The sequence below is a fragment of the Rhizobium sp. GW821-FHT14E12 genome, assembly GCF_058803745.1.
Window position 1 is genome coordinate 1,637,932 of sequence record NZ_JBXAPH010000001.1, and the last position, 20,653, is coordinate 1,658,584.

Here is a 20,653-nt window from a genome sequence, read left to right on the forward strand (position 1 = left end):
ATTGCGCCGGTTATTCCGCGGCCATGGCCGGCGGCAGATGGTCCACGGCGTCGTTGCTTTCCTGCGTCTTGTCGACCAGCGGCTCGGCCGATTTCTTCTTCGGCTCACGGCCGAAGAACAGTGCGTAACCCGCCGGCAGCACGAAGATGGTGAGCACGGTGGCAACCAGGATGCCGCCCATCATCGAGTAGGCGAGCGGCCCCCAGAAGACGCCGCGCGAGATCGGGATCAGCGCCAGAACCGCCGTCAGCGCCGTCAGCACGATCGGCCGGAAGCGTCGCACGGCCGCGCCGATGATCGCTTCCTTCCGGTCCATGCCCACCGCGATATCCTGGTCGATCTGGTCGACGAGGATGATCGAGTTGCGGATGATAATGCCGAGCAGTGCGATGACACCGAGGATCGCCACGAAGCCGAAGGGGGCGCCGCTGATCAAGAGGGCGCCCGCAGCACCGATGATGCCGAGCGGGCCGGTGGCCAACACCAGCATCGCCTTGCCGAAGTGTTGCAGCTGCGCCATCAGGAGCACGACGATGATGATGAGCATGATCGGCGCCTTGGCGGCGATCGAGGCCTGGCTTTCGGCGCTGTCTTCGGCGCCGCCCTGGATCTCGATCTTGTAGCCGGCCGGCAGGCTGTTCCGAAGGTCGGCCATGTCGTTATAGAGCTTGGCCGTGACATCGTTCGACTGCACGTTGTCGGGCAATGTCGCCCGCACCGTGATGGTCGGCAGGCGGTCGCGACGCCACTCAATGCCCTGCTCCATCACGGGCTCGATCTTGGCGACCTGCGACAGCGGCACGAAACCACCCCTATCGGTCGGGATATAGATCGAGTTGACCGAGGTCAGCAGATGACGGCTGGCAGCCGGCTCCCTGACGACGATGCCGACGGTCTCCTCGCCCTCGCGGTAGTTGTCGAGGGTGGCGCCGGACATGGTGGCCTGCAGCATCTGGCGGATGCGCTGCGAGGTAACGCCGAGCGCGCGGGCACGATCCTGATCGATCACCAGCTTCATCGCCGGCACCGGCTCGAGCCAGTCATCATGGATGGCGCCGAGCAGCGGGTTCTGTGTGAAGCGCTGCTTCACCTCGTCAGCAATATGGCGAACTTCCTGCCTGTCCGGACCCATGACGCGAAGCTGCACCGGCCAGCCGGTCGGCGGGCCGAGGAACAGGCGGTCGACCTTGCCGCGGACCGTGGGGAAATCGGCGGCAAGAATGCCGCGCAGCTTGGTGATCAGCCGTTCACGCGCGGGCTCGTCCTTCGCCATGACCAGCATCTGGGCATAGTTCGGATTGGTGAGCTGCTGGTCGAGCGGCAGGAAGAAGCGCGGGGCGCCCTGGCCGACATAGGTGGCGACGAAGCGCTTGTCCGGATCGTCGGCCACGCGCGCCTGCAGCGCCTGTGCCTGCCGTTCGACCTCCTTGATGCTGGTGCCTTCCGGCAGCCAGAGATCAACGAGGATTTCCGGGCGTGAAGACTGCGGGAAGAAGTTCTGCGGGATGAACTGGAAGGACCACAGGCTGCCGACGAAGGCGGCGATCGTCAGAAGCAATACGATAACGCGATGGCGCACCGCCCAGGCAACCGACGAGCGCAGGCGGCGATAGAAGCGCGTGTCGAAGACATCATGATGCTCGCCGACATGGTGGCGCTGCTTCAGGATCATGTAGCCGAGCCAGGGCGTGAAATAGACCGCGACGAACCACGAGATCACCAGCGCAATGCCGACGACGTAGAAGAGCGTGCGGACATATTCACCCGCTGTCGAGGCGGCGAAACCGACCGGAATGAAGCCGGCGGTGGTGATCAGCGTGCCGGTCAGCATCGGGAAGGCGGTCGAGGAATAGGCAAAGCTTGCCGCATCGAGCTTGGCGAGTCCCTCCTCCAGCTTGCGCTCCATCAGTTCGACAACGATCATGGCGTCGTCCACCAGCAGGCCAAGCGCGATGATGAGAGCGCCAAGCGAGATGCGCTGCAGGTCGATGCCGAGCTCGTACATGATGGCGAAGGTCGCCGCGAGCACGAGCGGAATGGCGATGGCGATCACCAGGCCGGAGCGCCAGCCGATCGACAGGAAGGAGACGATCAGAACGATCACCAGCGCCTCGCCGAGCGCATGCATGAACTCGCTGATCGCGTCAGTCACGACCTCAGGCTGGTTGGAAACCTGGTCCACCTGCACGCCGACCGGCAGCGAGGCAGTGAAGCGCTTATAGGTCTCCTCGACCGCCGCGCCGACGTCCGTCACCTTGTTGCCATTGGCCATGACGACGCCGAGCTGGACGCTCTCGTGACCGTTATAGAGGAACTTGGCCGTATAGGGATCCTGCAGCCCGGCGCTCACCGTGGCGATGTCGCCGAGACGCGTCACCTGGCCGCCGGCGGTCAGCCGGAGGTTCTTGATGTCCTCGATCTTGTTGACGTCACCCTCGACCGAGATACGCACGGAGCGCGTGCTGGTATCGACGGTGCCGGCCGGGTCGACATTGTTCTGACCGACAATGGCGTTCTGCAGCGCGGTCAGCGTCAGGCCGCGCTCGGCCAGCACCTTGGAGGAGACATCGATATAGATCTGCTCGGGTTGATCGCCGATAATCACGGCCTTCTCGACGCCCGGCGTTGCGAGCAGCATGTCGCGCGCCTGGATCGCGAATTTCTTCAACTCGGGATAGCTGTAGCCATTACCGCTGATCGAATGCAGGGTGATGTAGGTGTCGCCGAACTCATCGTTGAAATAGGGACCCAGCAGGCCGGACGGCAGCGTATTGGCGATGTCGCCGACCTTCTTGCGCACCTGATAGAAGGCATCCTTCACCTGTGCGGTGTTGGTGTCGCCCTTGATCTGGACGGTGGTGATGGCAAAGCCGGCGCGGGTATAGGATTTGACCCAATCGAGATGCGGCGTTTCCTGCAGCTTACGCTCGATCTTGTTGACCACCTGGTCTTCCATGTCCTGGAGCGAGGCGCCGGGCCAGACGGTCTGCACGACCATGACGCGGAAGGTGAAATCCGGGTCTTCCTTCTGGCCCATATGGGTCAGGCCGAACGCGCCGGCGATGATGATCAGCGCGAACAGGAAGCGCGCGATGCTCGGATGGGCAATCGCCCAACGCGACAGGTTGAAAGGCTTCTTCTCTTCCGAGGTGCTGTTGATAGTCATTGTCTCGCCCTCGATCCGCTTAGCGCACGATATCGGCAGCGGCCGTAGCGGCACTGCCATTGGTCGCGGCCGATACCTGCTGGGCATCCGGCACCTTGACCTTCATATTCTCGGTCATGAATTGCGTGCCGGCGGCAACGACAACATCACCGGCCTTGAGGCCATCGGCGATACGCACGCCGTCATCGGCAAAATCGGCGACCTTGACGTTGCGGGAATGCACAGTGCCGGCGCTGCGGTCGACCAACCAGACAATCTGCTGGCCATCCTTCTGGGCAAGCGCGCTCAGCGGAACGGAGACGTAAGGCTGGGTATTGCCGGCCTCTGCCTCGATCGTCGCGGTCATGCCGAGCAGCACGCGTTGATCGCCCGGCAGGCTGACACGCACCGCAAAAGTCCGAGACTGCGCATCGGCGCTGCCCGCGACTTCGCGCACCTTGCCGTCAAGCACCAGCGCATCGTCGGACCAGAAGCGCGCCTTGACGTCCTTGCCGACCTTGAATTGCGCGATATCCATTTCCGGCACGGCAATCAGCACTTCCTTCTCGCCATCGACAGCGACGGTAATGACGGGCGTGCCGGAACTGACGACCTGGCCGACATCGGCATTGACGGTCGTCACGATGCCGTTCATGTCCGAGGTCAGATCGCTATAGGCAACCTGGTTCTTCGCCTCAGTCAGCGCCGACACGGCGGAATCCCGCGTCGAGACGGCCTGGTCATAGGAAAGCTGGGCCTGTTCGAGCTGCGACTTCGAGCCGACGCTCTTGTCGAAGAGCTGCTGGGCGCGATTGCGGGCAAGCGCCGTCGTCTGCACCTGCTTTTCAGCCGAATCGAGATCCGCCTGCGAGCGGCGCACCGCCAGGGCATAATCCGTAGGGTCGATGCGGGCGAGCACGTCGCCGGGCTTCACCTTCTGGCCGATATCCACCTTGCGCTCGACGATCTTGCCGCTGACGCGGAAGCCGAGGTTCATATCCGTCCGCGCCTTGACAGAGCCGGAATAATCGAGCTTGCGCGTCGTATCCGCCTGCGCGATCTCGACCACCTTGACCGGCCGGACCACCGCCGCCGCCTCTTCCTTCTTCTCGTTGCAGCCAGAAAGCGTCAACCCAACAGCGGCAATAAATGCAGCGCCGGCTATGGATCGTATCGTGGTGGTCGTCAGCGAACGCATGTCGCTCTCCTTAGTCAAACGGAATGCAAGCACGGCCGATCATTCGGCACGCGGACTGCTATTTCTTCAGCGCCCTGATGGCGAATTCGATAAGGTCTTCGGGTTCGGCCCTGTTCGGTTTGCTAAGACTTTGCGCGACCATCTGCGGATGGCAGAGGATGGTCGTCGCCGCGCCGAAGCATTTCGATGCAACATAGGGGTCCTGTTCAAGAAATTCGCCGGCAGCGATACCCTCAGCGATGATCTCGGCTATCAAATCATGAATGCGATCGATAAACTTTTCGATGACGTGCCAGTCGTGCTCGATGGCGATGACCACCATCTCATGCACCTTCTGCTCGTCGAGCATGTTTTCGCAGGTCTGCTTGTATTGCGCATAGACATAGGCATGCAGCCGGTCGGAGGCGCTGATCGGGCGATGGCGGATTTCCAGCGCCATCTGGTAGCTGGCCTCAAGCATCCGACCGCAGACGGCGTGGCGGATATCCGTCTTGGAGGCGAAGAAACGATAGATATTCGCCGTGGACATGCCGAGGTCGCGAGCGATGTCGGCGACCGTCGTCTTGGCGTAGCCATAGTGGCGAAACAGCCTTTCGGCCGCATCGAGGATTTTCGTGATGTTTTCCTGACGCGCCGGGTCGGCGCTGACATCGGAAAGATCAAGCATGGTTTACTTTCGGTTTACGAGTGACGATTTTCAATTTTCGTCACTCGTAAACCGAAAGCGTTTACCTGTCAAGAAACCTTGCCCGCGACGAAGCGGTTAAAATAGCGGTGGTGATCAGATGTCAGGCACCCAGAATATGGGGGCGGAAACGTCGTACGCTCAGCAAGCCGACAATCAGGAATGCAATCAGCACCACCGCCTGGACGGCCAGAAGCGGCGGCTCGTTCCCCTGTGGCGCCAGCGCGTTCAGCGCGGGGATCTTCTGAAAGGACTGAACGATCAGCACAACGCAATTGAGGTAGTGCATGACCAGACTGCCGATGACGAAGACGAGCCGCCAGATGCCGGCCATCTGAAATTTATAGCGCGCAAGCGCCGTCGGAATGAAGATCAGAACCGAGACGATGCCGAATATGATGCCCGGCGTCACACCGTTGAAGGGAAAGAGAAACCCGGTCAGGCTCGTCAGCAAGATCGTGACCATGTAGACGAGCGTCGACCGCTCATGACGGTCGCCGGCGATCAATCCTTGCGCGACGATAATGCCGGCAACGATCGCGATCAGGCTGATGATGACGTGAATCCAGGTCAGTGTGGACATGTAAACAATCTCCCTCGCGCAGGACATTTCCGCGACAAACCTAGTTCGGCGCCATAATGAGGGATTGTAGATTTATGCGTGAAACCACGCCTTCCCGCCGCAAGACAAGGAAATGCCGCCGGGCCGCACGCACACAGCCTTGCGGATCCTGCTGTATAGCCAATACTTATGAGGCCGCCGGCTGTTTGAATTGGCGATGCGGCGATATCCCTTCTATTCATCCGACGAATGGCCGGATCGCGAGACGAAATATCGAGAGCGCTGTCAGTTATACGATTGATGAATAACCGGCCGTCATGACCGGCCCTTGTGTGGCTCTCGATAAGACTCACTCCCGTTCCCCTTATGAAATCCTCTGGAGGAGGAGCCTGCGCGCATCCGCAATTGACGCGGTTGAGCGAGAACCAAGCGCGGAACAAACAGGGAGGAAATCAGGCATGAGCACCAATTATGGCGATGTCCGTCGAGATACGGGCGTGGGAACGAACGTCACCGATAGACCGGCCCCGTGGTCGACCATAAAAGCAGGCTTGATTGGGGGCATCGCGGGCGGCGTTCTGATCTGGATATATGAGGCGATCGTCTGGGTCGGCATCCAGCAATTGATGCCGCTGGCGGGTATTCCCCGCAATGCCACGGGCCTTGTGTTCGGCAAGGGCGTGCAGGAATCCCTCGGGCTGACGGCCTATTTTCTCGGCACGGCAATCCATTTCTCGTTCGTTTTTGTCTGGGGTATCGCCTTCGCCTACATCTGGCCGTACTTCCGCCGTCGCGGTTATGAGGCGACCTTCGTGGCGCTCTTCTATGCTGTCCTGATCTGGATCGTGATGCATGCGGCAATCATGGTTGCCACAATGGATCATCCCAACTATTTCGATCCGATGGTCGTCATCGGCGGCTTTATGTCGCACTTCTTCTACACGGTGCCGCTGGCCCTGATCGTCAAACGACGCCTTGCAGCGGAAACCGGCTCCTAAGACCCCAATACCCGCTGATGTGCAACAATAGGTCACCCTTGCCATCACGGGTAACGTTCGACAGGCTCTTCGCGTGCGGAGAGCCTGTCGAATCATGGGATTCCGAGCCTAGGTGAGGCGAACCTCCAGCGAGATCGGCACTGAAGCCAGCGCCTTGGAGACAGGGCAACCGGCCTTGGCCTTGTTGGCAAGCTCGGTGAACTTGGCCTCGTCGGCACCGGGAACCTTGCCCGTCAGCGTCAGGTGGATCGCGCTGATCGCAAAACCGCCCTCAACGCTTTCGAGCGTGACCTTGGCCGTCGTCTCCATGCTCTCGGCGGTCAAGCCCGCCTCATTCAGGATCAGCGATAGAGCCATGGTGAAGCAGCCGGCATGGGCTGCACCGATCAGCTCCTCTGGATTCGTGCCCGCAACGCCTTCGAAGCGGCTGGCAAAGCCGTAGGGATAATGGTTGAGCGCGCCGCTCTGGGTCGAGATCTGGCCCTTGCCGTCCTTCAGACCGCCGGACCACTGGGCCGAACCTGTGCGATTGATCTGCATACCGTCCTCCTTGTCGTTGATTGAGCGTTGGGAAAAGGGGCCTTGCCCTCCCGGCAATGACCGATGGGAAACGGCCTTCTGGCAGCCCCAATCAGCAATATAGTGTTCTATCCGCCGATGACGACAGCGCGGTAACGGCGAGCCCACCGCTGCCTTGAAAAGACGCGCTGTTTTCTTCCCGGAAGATCCAAAATGGCGCATCCAGCCTTTCCAGTCGCGCAAGCTCGTTGACAAATCATCATACCAGGGAATTGCCTGTGTATGATGATTGTAGTAAGGTGGTTTCGACTGCGAGGAGCGGGGAAGAGATAGTTGGATTCGTTTGAACGACAAGAGCATCGCTTGGTCGATCGGCCGGAACGCCGCCCGCGCGTGCGCCGGAACGTGACGGCGGCGATTGCCGAGGACATCTGCTCCGAACGCTATCCCTCCGGCTCGGCCCTGCCGCGCGAAAACGATCTCTGCGAGCTCTATGGCGTTAGCCGCACCGTCATCCGCGAATCCCTGAAGATCCTCGAATCGAAAGGCTTGGTGCGCGGCAAGCCCCGCATCGGCACCACCGTCTGCGACAAGGATGATTGGAACATCCTCGATCAGGACGTGCTCGAATGGATGGGGCCGTATATTGCCGAATTCGATATTCTCGGCAGCATCCTCGAGGCGAGGCGTACCATCGAGCCTGTGGCCGCCGAATATGCCGCCGCGCGCGCCACCGCCCAGGAGATTGCCGATCTCGACCGGGCCTGGCGGCAAATGTGCGATGCCAGTGACGATCCGGAGCGCTTCACCGAAGCCGACGTGATGTTCCATACGGTGCTCCTCGGCGCCAGCCACAACCAGGTGTTCCGACGCCTGTCGAGCGCCATCCATGCCGGCCTCAAATATGCGCTGCACGCCTCCAATGTCGCCGCCGACAGCCGCGATGAGGCAATCGCCGTCCATGGTGAGCTGGTGGAGGCACTGCGCCTGCGCAACGGCACTGCCGCGCGCGACTGTACCCATCGCCTGCTCGACCTTGCCGCACGCGACCTTGCCGCCGGAAAGGCGACTGAGCGAGTGGAAAAAAGCAGAACCTGAAACCCCGAGATCCGCGGCCTTCCGCCGCCGATGTGACCAAAAGCCGAAACGGAAGCATTCCCATGAAAATCACCAAACTGACGACCTATATCGTGCCGCCGCGCTGGATGTTCCTGAAGATCGAAACTGACGAAGGTATCGTCGGCTGGGGTGAACCGGTCGTTGAAGGCCGCGCATTGACCGTTCAGGCCGCCGTGCACGAGCTGGAAGACTATCTGATCGGCAAGGACCCCTTCCTGATCGAAGACCATTGGAATGTCATGTATCGCGGCGGTTTCTATCGCGGCGGCGCTGTCCATATGAGCGCCATCGCCGGCATCGACCAGGCGCTGTGGGACATCAAGGGCAAGGCGCTGGGCCAGCCGATCCATTCGCTGCTCGGCGGCCAGGTGCGCGACAAAATCAAGGTCTATTCCTGGATCGGCGGCGACCGTCCTTCAGACGTCGCCAACAACGCCAAGGAGGTCGTTGCCCGCGGTTTCAAGGCGATCAAGCTCAACGGCTGCGAGGAAATGCAGATCGTCGACACCTATGACAAGGTGGAAAAGGCGATCGAGACCATCGCCACCATCCGCGAGGCGATCGGCCCCTATATCGGCATCGGTGTCGACTTCCACGGCCGCGTTCACCGGCCGATGGCCAAGGTTCTCGCCAAGGAGCTGGAGCCCTACAAGCTGCTGTTCATCGAAGAGCCGGTGCTCTCCGAGAACCGCGAAGCCTTGAAGGAAATCGCCAATCATTGCTCGACGCCGATTGCCTTGGGCGAACGCCTCTTTTCGCGCTGGGACTTCAAGCAGGTCCTGTCGGACGGCTATGTCGATATCCTGCAGCCCGACCTCAGCCATGCCGGCGGCATCACCGAATGCCGCAAGATTGCGGCGATGGCCGAAGCCTATGACGTGGCGCTGGCGCCGCATTGCCCGCTCGGCCCCATCGCGCTTGCCGCCTGCCTGCAGGTCGACGCCGTCAGCTACAACGCCTTCATTCAGGAACAGAGCCTCGGCATCCACTACAACAAGGGCAACGACATCCTCGACTACATCTCCAACAAGGAAGTCTTCCACTATGCCGACGGCTTCGTCTCGATCCCGCAAGGCCCCGGCCTCGGCATCGAAGTGGACGAAGCCTACGTCATCGAACGCGCCAAGGAAGGCCATCGCTGGCGCAACCCGGTCTGGCGTCATGAGGATGGCAGCGTAGCCGAGTGGTAGGTCGCTGATATTTTACGAGGAATGGGTGTCAGGGAGCGCGAATTTTGAACATGCCGCACCTCTGATACCCCCCTCGTCCTGCGGACCTTCGTGACATCTCCCCCAAAGGGAGATCGTTGGGAGGATGCCGATCGTCCTCGTTAAAACAAAGAATCCCCGCTTCAGCAGACTCAGTATCAATATGAGGCGAGAGGGCACCACGAGTTACCAATCTCCCTCCTTGTGGGGGAGATGTCACGCCAGTGACAGAGGGGGGTGTCGCACCCTCCGCGAACTCGAAAGCCAACCACCCCAATCCCCCCCCAAAATAAAATACGCCTGCGGTATCGGCGCAGATACCGCAGGCGCGTCATGCGTCTCACAAACCCCCAGGGAGACGCATTCCCGGAGCACGATCAAACGAAAGAGTGGAGTAACTTTCAGATCATGCCCAAGCTTGAAAGTCCGATGCTATTCCCGCTCGCCCGTGAAGTTCAGGAGGAGTTGGAAGATGTTGACGAAGTTCAGGTAGAGCGACAGGGCGCCGAAGACGGCGAGCTTCTGCGAGGTCTCCTGATCGTGGTTCTCGGCATACTGTTCCTTGATGTTCTGCGTATCCCAGGCGGTCAGGCCGACGAAGACCACGATGCCGATGATCGAGATGGCGAACTGCAGCGCACTGGAACCCAGGAAGATATTGACGACGCTTGCGATGATGACGCCGAACAGGCCCATCATCAGGAACGAGCCGATATTGGCAAGGTCACGCTTGGTCGTATAGCCGTAGAGGCTGGTCGCGCCGAACATGGTGGCGGCGATGAAGAAAGTCCGCGCGATGCTGGTGCCGGTGAAGACCAGGAACACCGATGCGAGCGACAGGCCCATGACGGCACAGAAGGCCCAGAACATCGTCTGCGCGGCACTCGCCGACATCGTCTGGATGCGGAACGAGAAGAACAGCACGAAGGCGAGCGGCGCCAGCATAACGACCCACTTCAGCGGCGACTGGAAGATCGGCACGTAGAGCGCCGGCGTCGTGCCGACGATCATCGCGACGATACCGGTCACCACAAGGCCAATGCCCATGTAGTTGTAGACGCGCAGCATGTGCTTGCGCAGGCCTTCGTCGAAGAGCGCCTGCGAGCCGGCAGCGGCGCCATAGCCGAAGCGCGGATTGGTCGGGTTCATAGTCGATCTCCTTTGATCAAAACTAATAAAGGGTGCGAGCGAGCTTTTCAGCCTCGCCATCGAGTTCGTTGGCCTTGCCGCCGCCGATCAGGGCGTAGGCGACTTCGCCGATCTGCCAATAGGCAGCCTGGACGTTGTCGCGCGTGACATGGCTGACCTTCTGGACGGCGAAGTTGCCCGGACGGATGGCAAACAGTGATAAGTGCCCGCCCTTGCCGGCATCGACCGTCATTTCAACGCTCGGACCGAATTCGGACGGATAGATTTGTGCATCGGTGACGCGCCAGCCCGCGGGCATGTCCGGAAGAACGATCGCCGTCGAGGCGCGGATCTCTTCCGGATTGTAGCCTGCCTGCCCGGGCTGCGATGTCATTGCCTCTCGCGTCGCGGTCGTCTGATAGGCGCGCACGGCATCGTCGACGAAAGCGGGCGCCGGAACCGAAGCATTGACCTCGCTCGCCGTGAAGGCGCCGAAGGATGTATGCGCCACCCAGCCGGCCGTCATCAGCATGGCAACGGCCGCAACCCGCTGAAAGGAGTTCAGCACGCGACCATAAGCGAGCCCGCGCTCCAGCCGCCGGGCGGCCTCGCGAGTTTCAACCTTCACCACCACGCTCTCGCCCGCCAGCGCCATGCGCAGCTCGCCCCGCATGCTGAGATCGGCCATGACCTTGGCGGCGATCGCCGGATGCTCGGACAGATAGGATTCCACCTCGACACGCCGGGCCACGGTCAGCTCGCCATCGACATAGGCGTCGAGATCGCTATCGATGATCGGATCAATTGTTTTCATTGCCGCCTCCGTCGATGAGCCGAAGATGCGAAATCTTGGGTGCCGTCTCCTCGAAATTCCGGAGGCTGGCGCGAGCCCTGGCGATGCGCGACATCAGCGTCCCCATGGGAATACCAAGCGCCGAGGCCGCTTCCTGATAGGAAAGATCCTCGATCGCCACCAGATGCAGCGCCTCGCGCTGCTCTTCCGGCAGATTGAAGAAGGCGTCGCGCACCTGGCTCAGGCGCACGACATGGTCCTGCGAGGCCGGCAGCGCAGGCTCGAACTCGACTGCCGCCTCTTCATGGCGACGGTTCAGCGAGCGCTTCTCGCGCAGACGGTCGATATGGGCATTGTGCAGGATCGACAAGAGCCAGGTGCGCAGGTTTGCGCCACGACGGAAACTTGCCTTGCGTTCATAGGCCTTGACCAGCGCATCATGCACCAGGTCTTCCGCCTCATCCGCATTGCGGACAAGCGAACGGGCGTATCGTCTCAGCGAACCGAGCTGCCCTAAAACGTCGAATGTCCGTTTGTTGCGTTCCATACCCCAATATACGGAAGCCGGGCCGATCTTATTCCATGGCCCGGCAAATATTTTTTGCACGCCCCTACATCAGCACGAAATCCCTGGGCTGCGGCATCGGCGGCAGGTCGGTTTCGCCGAGCGCTTCCCTGAGATTGATCTCGATCGTATCGGCAAGAGCACCAATCGCCAGCGCATTCGGGCGATTGCCGAACGGGTCTTCCAGCTCGTCGCCAAGCGCATCGAGGCCGAAGAAGGTGTAGGCGACCAGCACGGCCACGAAAGGCGACCCCCAGCCGAGCGTATCGACAAAGCCGAAGGGCAGCAGGAAGCAGAAGAGATAGGCGGTGCGATGCAGAAGCAATGTGTAGCCGAACGGCAGCGGCGTGTTGCGGATGCGCTCGCAAGCCGCCTGCACCGCTCCCATCTGAGCGACGCTGGCATCGAGCATCTGATACTGGATATCCGAAATCCCGCCCGCCGCTTTCAGTCGCGCCAGATCGGCCGACATCAGGCGCAGCAGGAGATCCGGTTTGTTCTGAGCCGCGCGATAGAAATCGACTTCGCTGGGCGCCAGGTGTTGCAGCACCTTGTTTTCGTCGCCGCCGGGCCGCAGATGACAGACCAGCGCCTGCGCAAAGGCCATCGTCAGGCGCAGCAAGTCTTTCCGGGCCTCACCGGCGGCCTCCAGTATCAATGTCTGCCGCGCAAAGCCGCGGCTGACCTGGATGAGCTGCCCCCAATCGCGCCGCCCTTCCCACCAGCGGTCGTAGCAGGCGTTGTTGCGGAAGCCGAGAAAGATCGAAAGCGCGATGCCGAGCAGCGCAAAGGGCGATCCGTTGAAGGAGAGGATGACATTCGGCCGCTCTTCATGCCCCCAGACGATCAGCGCCGACAGCAGGAAGATCACGACGATCTGCGGCAATATCCGCCGGATCACCGACCCGCGGAGAATGAAGAAAAGCTGGAAAAGGTTCGGCCGGTCGCGGACGATCATGGTGGGAAGCGCTCTCGATTGATGTCTGGCGTTGCCGAGCAATACACCAGACACCGGGAGAATAACGAGCATTTCCTGCAAGGCCGCCGTGACCGGCCCGCATTGCTAGCCGGTCTTCCTTAGTTCGCCGAGGCGTTCGCTGCGACCAGCACCGGATCGGAACGATAATCCCCCGGAAACAGGCGTTGCAGATTCTTGACCTTCGGCAGGTCGTTGACGACGATATAGGGATAATCGGGGTTCATCGTCAGGAAATTCTGGTGATAGCCCTCGGCCGCATAGAATTGCCGCTCCGGTTCGATCTTGGTGACGATTGCGGCGTCGAAGACCTTGGCGTGATTGAGCTGACCGATATAGGCCTTGGCGACATCGGCCTGTTCGGCACTCGTCGGGAAGATCGCCGAGCGGTATTGCGTGCCGCTGTCCGGCCCCTGATAATTCAGCTCCGTCGGGTCATGGGCGACCGAAAAATAGATCTGCAGGAGATGTCCGTAGCTGACCTTGTGCGGATCGAAGACGATACGCACGGATTCGGCATGGCCGGTATCGCCGCCGCTCACCGTTTCATAATGAGCAGTATCCTTCTTGCCGCCGGCATAGCCCGAGGTGGCGCTGATCACACCGTTGACATGCTGGAACACACCCTGCACGCCCCAGAAGCAGCCGCCGGCAAGAACGGTGGTTTCCGTGCTGCCCGAACCCGGCTTTTCGTCCACGGCCGGCGCCGGAATGACACGGGCGTCTTCAGCCGAAGCATGGCTTACGAACTGCAGCGCAACGCCGGCCAGCAACACGGCGCCCACAGCAAACGCCGCCGGGCGGGTAACACGCAACAGGGCCTTGCGGATCGTATCTTTCATGATGATCTCCTCTCGACCGCGAGTGTAAGTTCTCCGGTCAAAAGGGATACGGTAGGATAGCGGCTTTTGTTACACACGCCCGCGTGAAACACCGAAACGTGATGGTGTGCCAAGCCGGTCCCGTCCATATCGGCCGCTCAGTAATGTGGCGGCTTGGTGATGGCTGGCGCATCCATCGACTGCTCTTCCAGCGTCAGGAAACGCTCGGCCAGCCGGTCGAGCTTCAGCCTCGTCTGCTCGACCACTTTCCATTGCTCCGCCACCTGGTCGGACAACTCCTCGATGGTCTTTGCCTGGTAGGCAACCAGCTCTTCGAGCGTGGTGATGCGGCTTTGTTCGTCTGACATCTCTGTTCCTCTTTCGGCTGCGATCTATATCACTCGAACCACCGACGTATAGTGTCTCAATTAGGCATATGACAGGCACCGGCGCCATTTGACGAATATATGACAAAACTGGAAAACAGCTGAAAAGACCCGTTACCTAACTGACATCGGGGCCTTCTAAAGAGATCGGCAAGAAGCGCCGGTTTTGAAGGAAAAACCCTCCACAGGCGCTCTCTTTCAAGATTTCCGGAGACGCGCCTTGAAGATCATCCAGATCACCGACACGCATTTGAGCCCAAACAAGCCGCATTTCAACGGCAATTGGGAGCCGCTGGCGCGGTGGATCGAGGCAAGCGGTGCCGATCTCGTCGTCCACACCGGCGATCTCAGCGTCGACGGCGCCGACAAGGACGAAGATCTCACCTTTTCCATGGAGCTGATGCGTCAGGTCTCGGTGCCGATGCTGATCGTGCCCGGCAATCACGATGTCGGCCATCTGCCCGGCTCCTATCAGCCTGTCAATCCCGAGCGGCTGGAGCGCTGGCGCCGCCTTGTCGGTCCGGATTACTGGGCAAAGGACGTGGACGACTGGCGGCTGATCGGCCTCAACAGCCTGCTGATGGGTTTTGAGGATGCTGAAGAGCAGAAGCAATTCGACTGGCTACAGGAGATGCTGGAAAGCCGTGGCGACCGCCGCGTTGCCCTGTTCGCCCACAAGCCGCTGTTCGTCGATGCGCCGGACGAAGGCGACACGGGTTACTGGAGCGTGCGCCCGGCGCAGCGCCGCCGGCTCTATGATCTGATATCAGCCCATGACGTCGCCCTGCTCGGCAGCGGCCACCTGCATTGGACCTGGGAAGGCCGGTTCAATGATACGGCCCTCGTCTGGGCGCCGCCCGCCGCCTTCATCCTCGACACGATGGAGCGCGAGATGCCCGGCGAACGGCTTGTCGGCGCGGCGATCCATGAGCTCGGCGACAACGTCACCACCGAAATCGTCGCTGTCCCCGGCATGACCGCCTATTTCCTCGACGACGTCGTCATGGAAGTCTATCCGCAGGCAGCTCCCAAGGCGAAGGAGCCGACGGAATGAGCGCGCTCTCGCTTCGCGGCATCACCAAATCCTTTGGCGGCAATGCCATCCTGAAGGGCGTCAGTCTCGACGTCGAACCGGGTGAGTTCATCGCCCTCGTCGGCCCCTCCGGTTGCGGCAAGAGCACGCTGCTGCGCATCCTCGCCGGCCTCGATCATGCCGATACCGGTGAGATCCTTGTTGCCGGCAATGACATCTCGGGCGTTGCGGCCGCCGACCGCAACATCGCCATGGTCTTCCAGTCCTACGCGCTCTATCCGCATCTGACGGCATCCGAAAACATTGCCGTGCCGCTCGCCATGCGCCGCCTGACACGCGTCCAGCGCCTGCCTTTCATCGGCGCGCTGATCCCCGGCCAGCGCGCGACCCGCAGCGGCATCATCCGCGATGTCCGCGAGATGGCGACCTCACTGAAGATCGACCATCTGCTCGACCGCAAGCCCGGCCAGATGTCCGGCGGCCAGCGCCAGCGCGTGGCGCTCGCCCGCGCCATGGTACGCCGCCCGAGCGTCTTCCTGATGGACGAGCCGCTCTCCAATCTCGACGCCAACCTGCGCGTCCATGCCCGCGGCGAGATCGTCGATCTGCATCGCCGCGCCGGCGTTCCCACCGTCTATGTCACCCATGATCAGGCGGAAGCCCTGTCGATGGCCGACCGCGTCGCCGTGATGATCGGCGGGCAGTTGTTGCAGCTCGCCGCGCCGCAGACGATCTATGACGATCCGGCCCATGTCGAGGTCGCCCGCTTCGTCGGCCAACCGCGCATCAACCTGCTGCCCGCCCTCGCTGAAAACGGCACCGTCGCCTTCGGCGGCATCAGGCTGGCGCTGGAGGAAAGCACCTTTGCCGGCTCCGCCGTCACCCTCGGCATCCGCCCCGAATTCGTCCGCCTTTCCGATAACCGCCAGGACGCGCTCGCCGCCCATATCGAGCGGATGGAATTCCTCGGCTCGGAGGTGATCCTGCACGCCAAGCTCGACGCCATCGGCGAGAGCATCGTCGCCAAGCTGACGCCCGCCGACACATCAGGCCTCTCCGCCGGCATGGCGGTCGCTCTGACGCTTGCGCCGGAACAGGCCATGGTCTTCGCCGAAGACGGCCGCCGCCTGCGCACCACTCCCGTTGCGGTCGATGCTAACAGGGAGAAAGCCCATGGCTAGCATCGCCGCCACGGCTATCCCGATGCGATCGGCGGCAAAGCATGAGCGCAGCGAGACCCGCACCGCCCTTTTGCTGGCCCTGCCCGCCATCATCCTGATTGTGCTGTTCGTTCTCCTGCCGATCGTCGCCGTCATCTTTCTGGGATTCACCGACTTCCAGCTTGGCGACAAGGGGCTGCGCTTTGTCGCCTTCGAGAACTACGCCCATCTGCTGAAGGACCGCACCTTCCAGAAATCACTGTGGAACACGGCAGTCTATACGGCCATCGTCGCTCCCGCCTCTATCGTGCTCGGCCTCGGCGTTGCGCTGTTGATCGAGAGTGAAGGCATCGGCCGTAGCTTTTTCCGCACCGCCTATTTTCTGCCGGTCGCTTCGCTGATCGTCGCCATGGCAACGGTTTGGCAGTACCTCTTCCATCCGACCATCGGCCCGATCAACGCCCTGCTCGGCGAAATCGGCCTGCCGCGTCCGAACTGGCTCGCCTCCTCGTCGACCGTGCTCTACAGCCTGTCAATCATCGGCGTCTGGCAGACGGTCGGCTTCAACATGGTGCTGTTCCTCGCCGGCCTCACCGCCATCCCGCGCGAGCTTTATGCCGCCGCCGAAGTGGATGGCGCCAAATCGGCGCTCGACCGCTTCTGGCTGGTTACCTGGCCGATGCTCGGGCCGACGACGCTGTTTGTTACCACCATCAGCATCATCAACGCCGTCAAGGTCTTCGATACCGTCAAGACGCTGACCGAAGGCGGCCCGAACCATGCCTCGGAAGTGCTGCTCTTCACCATCTACCAGGAAGGCTTCGTCTATATGCAGGTCGGCTACGCCTCGGCGATGACGACCGTCTTCCTCGCCATTCTGGTGGTGCTGGCCTTCCTGCAATATCGCGTCCAGGACCGGCAGGTGCATTACACATGACCTCTACAGGCTTCACTCCCGGCCGCATCCTGCGCCTTTCGCTGCTGATCCTCGGCTCGCTCGTCTTCCTGGCGCCCTACATCTTCATGATCTCGACGGCCGGCAAGGCGCAGGACGATATCTTCACCTCCGCCCTGAAGCTGATCCCGACGCATTTCTTCTATGTCGAGAACATCACCAAGGCGCTGAGCAAGGTGCCGATGGGCACGCTGCTGCTCAACGGCGTTGTCGTCTGCGGCCTGATCTTCTTCTTCCAGGTGCTGATCGCCATTCCCTGCGCCTACGCCATGGCGAAGCTGAAGTTCCCTGCCGCGCGGCTGATGATGGTGCTGATCATGCTCGGCCTCTTGATCCCGATCCACGCCACCGCCCTGCCGCTCTATGTCGCCTTCAACAGCCTGTCGCTGCTGAACAGCTACACCGCTCTGGTGGCGCCCTTCTCGATCTCGGTCTTTGCGATCTTCATGTTCCTGCAATTCTTCCGCGCCATGCCGGATGATCTGATCCATGCGGCCCGCCTCGATGGCATGTCGGAGCTCGGCATCGTCGCCCGCGTCATCGTGCCCAACGCCTGGCCGGCCGTCACCGCCTTCGCGATCTTCTCGGTCGTGGCGCATTGGAACGATTTCTACTGGCCGCTGATCGTCATCAGCAACCAGAACTACGCCACGCCGCCGCTGGGCCTCATGTATTTCCGCGCGGCCGAGGCCGGCGACGACTACGGCGCGCTCATGGCTGCCACGCTGATCATCACCCTTCCCCTCGTCGCCGCATTCCTTCTGGCACAGAAGCGCTTCGTCGAGGGCATCACCATGACCGGTCTTAAAGGCTGACCGGTTCGAAACAGGAGAACGAGCGATGAAGCATATCACCCAGATTCTCGCCGCCGCGGCCATTTCGATGGTCGTGTCGGTCCCGGCCTATGCCGAGACGACCTTGACGGTTCACTATCCAATGCCCGGCTTCTTCAAGAACGTGATGGACACGATCTCGAAGAAGTTCATGGAAGAAAATCCGGATATCAAGATCCAGTTCGCCGCACCTTCGGCCACCTATGAGGAAGGCATCCAGACCATCCTGCGCCAGGCCGGCACGAGCGAAATGCCCGATGTCACCTTCATCGGCCTCAACCGCCTGCGGATGATCGACGAGCGCAATGTCGCCGTCGACCTCGGACCGCTCGTCCAGAAGGACGGCAACATGGCCGCCCAGGGCTTCTCCGACACCATCCTCAAGCTCGCCCAGGTCAAGGGCAAGCAGGTCGGTCTCGCTTTTGCGACCTCGAACCCGATCATGTATTACAATGCCGATCTGATGAAGGCCGCCGGCGGTGACCCGGAAAATCCGCCGAAGACCTGGGATGAGGTCATCGCGCTCGCCGGCAAGATCAAGGCACTCGGCAACGGCGTCGACGGCATGGACTTCCGCTGGCAGGGCGACGACTGGATGTTCTCCGCCCTCCTCTTCGGCGCCGGCGGCAAGATGCTGAGCGACGATGAAAGCAAGGTCGCCTTCAACGGCCCCGAGGGCCAGAAGGCCGTCGAGCTGATCCAGCGCTTCGTCAAGGAAGGCGGTATGCCGGTCTTCACCAAGTCGGCCGGCGAACAGGCGTTCGCTGCCGGCAAGGTCGGCTTCGAATTCCAGACCACCGGCGCGCTTGTCAACACGGTCAAGAATGTCGGCGCCAAGTTCGACCTGCGCACCGCCAAGATCCCGCTGATCGACCCGGTCAACGGCCGCCTGCCGACCGGCGGCAATGCCGTCGTCATCCTGACCCATGATCCGGTCAAGGAAGAAGCTGCCTGGAAATTCGCCAAGTTCGCCGCCGGCCCCTACGGCGCCTCCGTGGTCGTTCCCGGCACCGGCTATGTCCCGAACAACGAGCTCGCCGCCAAGTCGGCCGAGTATCTCGGCGACTTCTACAAGAAGAACCCGCTGTTCCAGGCCGGCCTCAGCCAGATGCCGGTGATGATCCCCTGGTACGCCTTCCCCGGCGCCAATGGCGTCAAGGTCACCCAGACGATCGTCGACAACCTGTCGCGCATCGTCGACGGCTCGGCCGAGCCGAAGGAAGCACTCGATGACGCCGCTGCCGACGTCGAAGGCATGCTGCCGCGCAGCTAAGGCTTGATTGACCACCAGACGCGCCGCCTCTTTTCCCCGAGGCGGCGTTTCCATGTCCGCGAATACGTCAGGACGAGGTGTTGAGATTGCGGACCGTCCCGCCCGGCCGCAGCCTGTAGGGTACGCTCAAGTGGCGTGGCGGTGCTGCATTTTCCGCCATGTCGAGCAGCAGCGAGGCCGCCGCCGCCCCCATGGTCGCATCCGGTATATCCACCGTGGTCAGCGACACTTCCATCAGCTGGCCGAGGGAGATTCCGTCGAAACCGGCCACGGAGATATCCCGTGGGATCGAAAGCCCCTGACGTCGCAACGCTCCCATCACACCGAAGGCCAGGAGATCGTTGGAGGCTATGATCGCGGTCGGCCTCAGGCTTGATGTAATATCCACCAGATCGAGCTGCTCCAGGCCGTCGGTGAAGGAAATCTCCAGGGCATCGAAGGGCGGATGGCCGGCGGCCTCCATCGCCTTGACATGGCCGAGATAGCGGAGCCTCGCCCGATCCGAGGCGGAGAAATGTCCGGCGATGAACAGGATGCGGCGATGTCCCTGGCGCAGGAGATGATCCGTCAGGTCCCGGCCGGCACCGAAATTGTCGGTCGCGACAGCGGCGGTAAAGCGGGCCGTCGGCAGATTGCCGAGCAGCACGGTCGGCGGCAGCGCGGAGGAAAGAGCGGGGCTGTGTTCGGGATCGCAGACTGTAAGGATGAGGCCGGTTGGCTGTTGCTGCAGCAACGAGGCGACTGCATCCACCTCCTGCGCCGGATCGTAGTTCGACTGCGCGATCAGCACGCTATGGCCGGCATGCAACGCCCGGTGCTGGATGCTGGAAAGCGAAGCGGCAAAGACCGGATTGGTGATGCTGGGGATGAGCACGCCGATCGCCGGCCGGCGGCGGGCAAAGGTGCTGGCGCGACCGCTGGCGCGATAGCCAAGCTCGGCCGCCGCCCGGCGCACGCGGCGCACCATCTCGTCGCTGACCGGACCATTATGATTCAGCACCCGGCTCGCGGTCGCGATCGAACAGCCGGCACGAAAAGCGACTTGCTGGAGCGTCGACATGATCTCATGCATCTCCGGCTTCAGGTCCGCCGACAAATGCCGGCGGCCATGGGAATGGCGGGGATTTATAGCAGTTCGATGACAGTTATTTGAATGGGGGCGCGATCAACACTCCCTTTATGATCGGCGCTGGCATGATTGCTTTATTAGCAATAGTATATTTATATCATATTTTAACGCGACTGACGGCTTTCGCTTTGCACTATCTAGGATAGTGGCGCGAAAATTGGTAATCG

Annotated in this window: 20 protein-coding genes; 8 read left to right on the forward strand and 12 right to left on the reverse strand. The window is 61.5% G+C overall.

Annotation, left to right across the window (positions count from 1 at the left end):
* Window positions 1–10 precede the first annotated feature (10 nt).
* The 4 genes from AC1RO0_RS08015 to AC1RO0_RS08030 form a co-directional block, all read right to left on the reverse strand.
* Complete coding sequence (locus AC1RO0_RS08015; RefSeq protein WP_498592321.1) at window positions 11–3,166, reverse strand: efflux RND transporter permease subunit; 3,156 nt, start codon at window positions 3,164–3,166, stop codon at window positions 11–13.
* A gap of 19 nt (window positions 3,167–3,185) precedes the next feature.
* Window positions 3,186–4,343 (reverse strand): efflux RND transporter periplasmic adaptor subunit, encoded by a 1,158-nt coding sequence (locus tag AC1RO0_RS08020; RefSeq protein WP_498592322.1) that lies wholly within the window; start codon window positions 4,341–4,343, stop codon window positions 3,186–3,188.
* A gap of 58 nt (window positions 4,344–4,401) precedes the next feature.
* The gene (locus tag AC1RO0_RS08025; RefSeq protein ID WP_498592323.1) at window positions 4,402–5,010 is read right to left on the reverse strand and encodes a TetR/AcrR family transcriptional regulator; all 609 of its coding nucleotides are present in this window, start codon (window positions 5,008–5,010) and stop codon (window positions 4,402–4,404) included.
* Window positions 5,011–5,131: 121 nt separating this feature from the next.
* Window positions 5,132–5,611 (reverse strand): hypothetical protein, encoded by a 480-nt coding sequence (locus tag AC1RO0_RS08030; RefSeq protein ID WP_498592324.1) that lies wholly within the window; start codon window positions 5,609–5,611, stop codon window positions 5,132–5,134.
* Between the two features lie 437 nt (window positions 5,612–6,048).
* Between AC1RO0_RS08030 and AC1RO0_RS08035 the strand changes: the two genes are divergently transcribed.
* Window positions 6,049–6,588 (forward strand): hypothetical protein, encoded by a 540-nt coding sequence (locus AC1RO0_RS08035; RefSeq protein WP_498592325.1) that lies wholly within the window; start codon window positions 6,049–6,051, stop codon window positions 6,586–6,588.
* A gap of 108 nt (window positions 6,589–6,696) precedes the next feature.
* Here AC1RO0_RS08035 and AC1RO0_RS08040 read toward each other — a convergent pair whose 3' ends face one another.
* Window positions 6,697–7,128, reverse strand: coding sequence for an OsmC family protein (locus tag AC1RO0_RS08040; protein WP_498592326.1), 432 nt, complete (start codon window positions 7,126–7,128; stop codon window positions 6,697–6,699).
* A gap of 312 nt (window positions 7,129–7,440) precedes the next feature.
* Between AC1RO0_RS08040 and AC1RO0_RS08045 the strand changes: the two genes are divergently transcribed.
* Both AC1RO0_RS08045 and dgoD read left to right on the forward strand, forming a co-directional pair.
* A complete protein-coding gene (locus AC1RO0_RS08045; RefSeq protein WP_498592327.1) occupies window positions 7,441–8,205 on the forward strand; it encodes a FadR/GntR family transcriptional regulator in 765 nt (254 codons plus the stop codon).
* Between the two features lie 62 nt (window positions 8,206–8,267).
* A complete protein-coding gene (gene dgoD, locus AC1RO0_RS08050) occupies window positions 8,268–9,416 on the forward strand; it encodes a galactonate dehydratase (RefSeq protein ID WP_498592328.1) in 1,149 nt (382 codons plus the stop codon).
* A 450-nt stretch (window positions 9,417–9,866) separates the two neighbouring features.
* On the opposite strand, the gene AC1RO0_RS08055 is transcribed toward dgoD, so the two are convergent.
* From AC1RO0_RS08055 to AC1RO0_RS08080, 6 genes are all read right to left on the reverse strand, one after another.
* Window positions 9,867–10,583 carry a Bax inhibitor-1/YccA family protein gene (locus tag AC1RO0_RS08055; RefSeq protein ID WP_012652482.1) on the reverse strand — a complete coding sequence of 239 codons (717 nt, stop codon included), beginning with the start codon at window positions 10,581–10,583 and terminating at the stop codon, window positions 9,867–9,869.
* A 22-nt stretch (window positions 10,584–10,605) separates the two neighbouring features.
* Complete coding sequence (locus AC1RO0_RS08060) at window positions 10,606–11,376, reverse strand: anti-sigma factor family protein (protein ID WP_498592329.1); 771 nt, start codon at window positions 11,374–11,376, stop codon at window positions 10,606–10,608.
* Window positions 11,363–11,902 carry a sigma-70 family RNA polymerase sigma factor gene (locus AC1RO0_RS08065; protein ID WP_498592330.1) on the reverse strand — a complete coding sequence of 180 codons (540 nt, stop codon included), beginning with the start codon at window positions 11,900–11,902 and terminating at the stop codon, window positions 11,363–11,365. Before AC1RO0_RS08065 ends, AC1RO0_RS08060 begins: the two co-directional genes overlap by 14 nt.
* A 64-nt stretch (window positions 11,903–11,966) precedes the next feature.
* The gene (locus tag AC1RO0_RS08070) at window positions 11,967–12,878 is read right to left on the reverse strand and encodes a bestrophin family protein (RefSeq protein WP_498592401.1); all 912 of its coding nucleotides are present in this window, start codon (window positions 12,876–12,878) and stop codon (window positions 11,967–11,969) included.
* Between the two features lie 119 nt (window positions 12,879–12,997).
* Window positions 12,998–13,738, reverse strand: a complete 741-nt coding sequence (msrA, locus tag AC1RO0_RS08075) for a peptide-methionine (S)-S-oxide reductase MsrA (protein ID WP_498592331.1) — start codon at window positions 13,736–13,738, stop codon at window positions 12,998–13,000.
* Between the two features lie 137 nt (window positions 13,739–13,875).
* Window positions 13,876–14,085: a SlyX family protein gene (locus AC1RO0_RS08080; protein WP_047457379.1), complete on the reverse strand. Its 210-nt coding sequence runs from the start codon at window positions 14,083–14,085 to the stop codon at window positions 13,876–13,878.
* Window positions 14,086–14,323: 238 nt separating this feature from the next.
* Here AC1RO0_RS08080 and AC1RO0_RS08085 point away from each other — a divergent pair, with 238 nt between their 5' ends.
* The 5 genes from AC1RO0_RS08085 to AC1RO0_RS08105 are packed head-to-tail and all read left to right on the forward strand — an operon-like array spanning window position 14,324 to window position 19,357.
* Window positions 14,324–15,157 (forward strand): metallophosphoesterase family protein, encoded by an 834-nt coding sequence (locus AC1RO0_RS08085; protein ID WP_498592332.1) that lies wholly within the window; start codon window positions 14,324–14,326, stop codon window positions 15,155–15,157.
* A complete protein-coding gene (locus tag AC1RO0_RS08090) occupies window positions 15,154–16,317 on the forward strand; it encodes an ABC transporter ATP-binding protein (protein ID WP_498592333.1) in 1,164 nt (387 codons plus the stop codon). Before AC1RO0_RS08085 ends, AC1RO0_RS08090 begins: the two co-directional genes overlap by 4 nt.
* On the forward strand, window positions 16,310–17,233 hold the full coding sequence (locus AC1RO0_RS08095; protein WP_498592334.1) for a carbohydrate ABC transporter permease: 924 nt from the start codon (window positions 16,310–16,312) through the stop codon (window positions 17,231–17,233). Before AC1RO0_RS08090 ends, AC1RO0_RS08095 begins: the two co-directional genes overlap by 8 nt.
* Window positions 17,230–18,066, forward strand: coding sequence for a carbohydrate ABC transporter permease (locus AC1RO0_RS08100; protein WP_498592335.1), 837 nt, complete (start codon window positions 17,230–17,232; stop codon window positions 18,064–18,066). The genes AC1RO0_RS08095 and AC1RO0_RS08100 overlap by 4 nt, the downstream gene beginning before the upstream one ends.
* A gap of 25 nt (window positions 18,067–18,091) precedes the next feature.
* Complete coding sequence (locus AC1RO0_RS08105; protein WP_498592336.1) at window positions 18,092–19,357, forward strand: ABC transporter substrate-binding protein; 1,266 nt, start codon at window positions 18,092–18,094, stop codon at window positions 19,355–19,357.
* 67 nt (window positions 19,358–19,424) lie between these two features.
* Here the strand turns inward: AC1RO0_RS08105 and AC1RO0_RS08110 are convergent, their stop codons facing one another.
* Window positions 19,425–20,417 carry a LacI family DNA-binding transcriptional regulator gene (locus tag AC1RO0_RS08110; RefSeq protein ID WP_498592337.1) on the reverse strand — a complete coding sequence of 331 codons (993 nt, stop codon included), beginning with the start codon at window positions 20,415–20,417 and terminating at the stop codon, window positions 19,425–19,427.
* Window positions 20,418–20,653: the final 236 nt, after the last annotated feature.

Coding starts and splice junctions, on each gene's coding strand:
- AC1RO0_RS08020 (WP_498592322.1), bottom strand. CDS start 4,343: ATGCGTTCGCTGACGACCACCACGATACGATCCATAGCCGGCGCTGCA.
- AC1RO0_RS08110 (WP_498592337.1), bottom strand. CDS start 20,417: ATGTCGACGCTCCAGCAAGTCGCTTTTCGTGCCGGCTGTTCGATCGCG.
- AC1RO0_RS08100 (WP_498592335.1), top strand. CDS start 17,230: ATGACCTCTACAGGCTTCACTCCCGGCCGCATCCTGCGCCTTTCGCTG.
- AC1RO0_RS08090 (WP_498592333.1), top strand. CDS start 15,154: ATGAGCGCGCTCTCGCTTCGCGGCATCACCAAATCCTTTGGCGGCAAT.
- AC1RO0_RS08080 (WP_047457379.1), bottom strand. CDS start 14,085: ATGTCAGACGAACAAAGCCGCATCACCACGCTCGAAGAGCTGGTTGCC.
- AC1RO0_RS08105 (WP_498592336.1), top strand. CDS start 18,092: ATGAAGCATATCACCCAGATTCTCGCCGCCGCGGCCATTTCGATGGTC.
- dgoD (WP_498592328.1), top strand. CDS start 8,268: ATGAAAATCACCAAACTGACGACCTATATCGTGCCGCCGCGCTGGATG.
- AC1RO0_RS08035 (WP_498592325.1), top strand. CDS start 6,049: ATGAGCACCAATTATGGCGATGTCCGTCGAGATACGGGCGTGGGAACG.
- AC1RO0_RS08065 (WP_498592330.1), bottom strand. CDS start 11,902: ATGGAACGCAACAAACGGACATTCGACGTTTTAGGGCAGCTCGGTTCG.
- AC1RO0_RS08030 (WP_498592324.1), bottom strand. CDS start 5,611: ATGTCCACACTGACCTGGATTCACGTCATCATCAGCCTGATCGCGATC.
- msrA (WP_498592331.1), bottom strand. CDS start 13,738: ATGAAAGATACGATCCGCAAGGCCCTGTTGCGTGTTACCCGCCCGGCG.
- AC1RO0_RS08070 (WP_498592401.1), bottom strand. CDS start 12,878: ATGATCGTCCGCGACCGGCCGAACCTTTTCCAGCTTTTCTTCATTCTC.
- AC1RO0_RS08025 (WP_498592323.1), bottom strand. CDS start 5,010: ATGCTTGATCTTTCCGATGTCAGCGCCGACCCGGCGCGTCAGGAAAAC.
- AC1RO0_RS08095 (WP_498592334.1), top strand. CDS start 16,310: ATGGCTAGCATCGCCGCCACGGCTATCCCGATGCGATCGGCGGCAAAG.
- AC1RO0_RS08015 (WP_498592321.1), bottom strand. CDS start 3,166: ATGACTATCAACAGCACCTCGGAAGAGAAGAAGCCTTTCAACCTGTCG.
- AC1RO0_RS08055 (WP_012652482.1), bottom strand. CDS start 10,583: ATGAACCCGACCAATCCGCGCTTCGGCTATGGCGCCGCTGCCGGCTCG.
- AC1RO0_RS08040 (WP_498592326.1), bottom strand. CDS start 7,128: ATGCAGATCAATCGCACAGGTTCGGCCCAGTGGTCCGGCGGTCTGAAG.
- AC1RO0_RS08060 (WP_498592329.1), bottom strand. CDS start 11,376: ATGAAAACAATTGATCCGATCATCGATAGCGATCTCGACGCCTATGTC.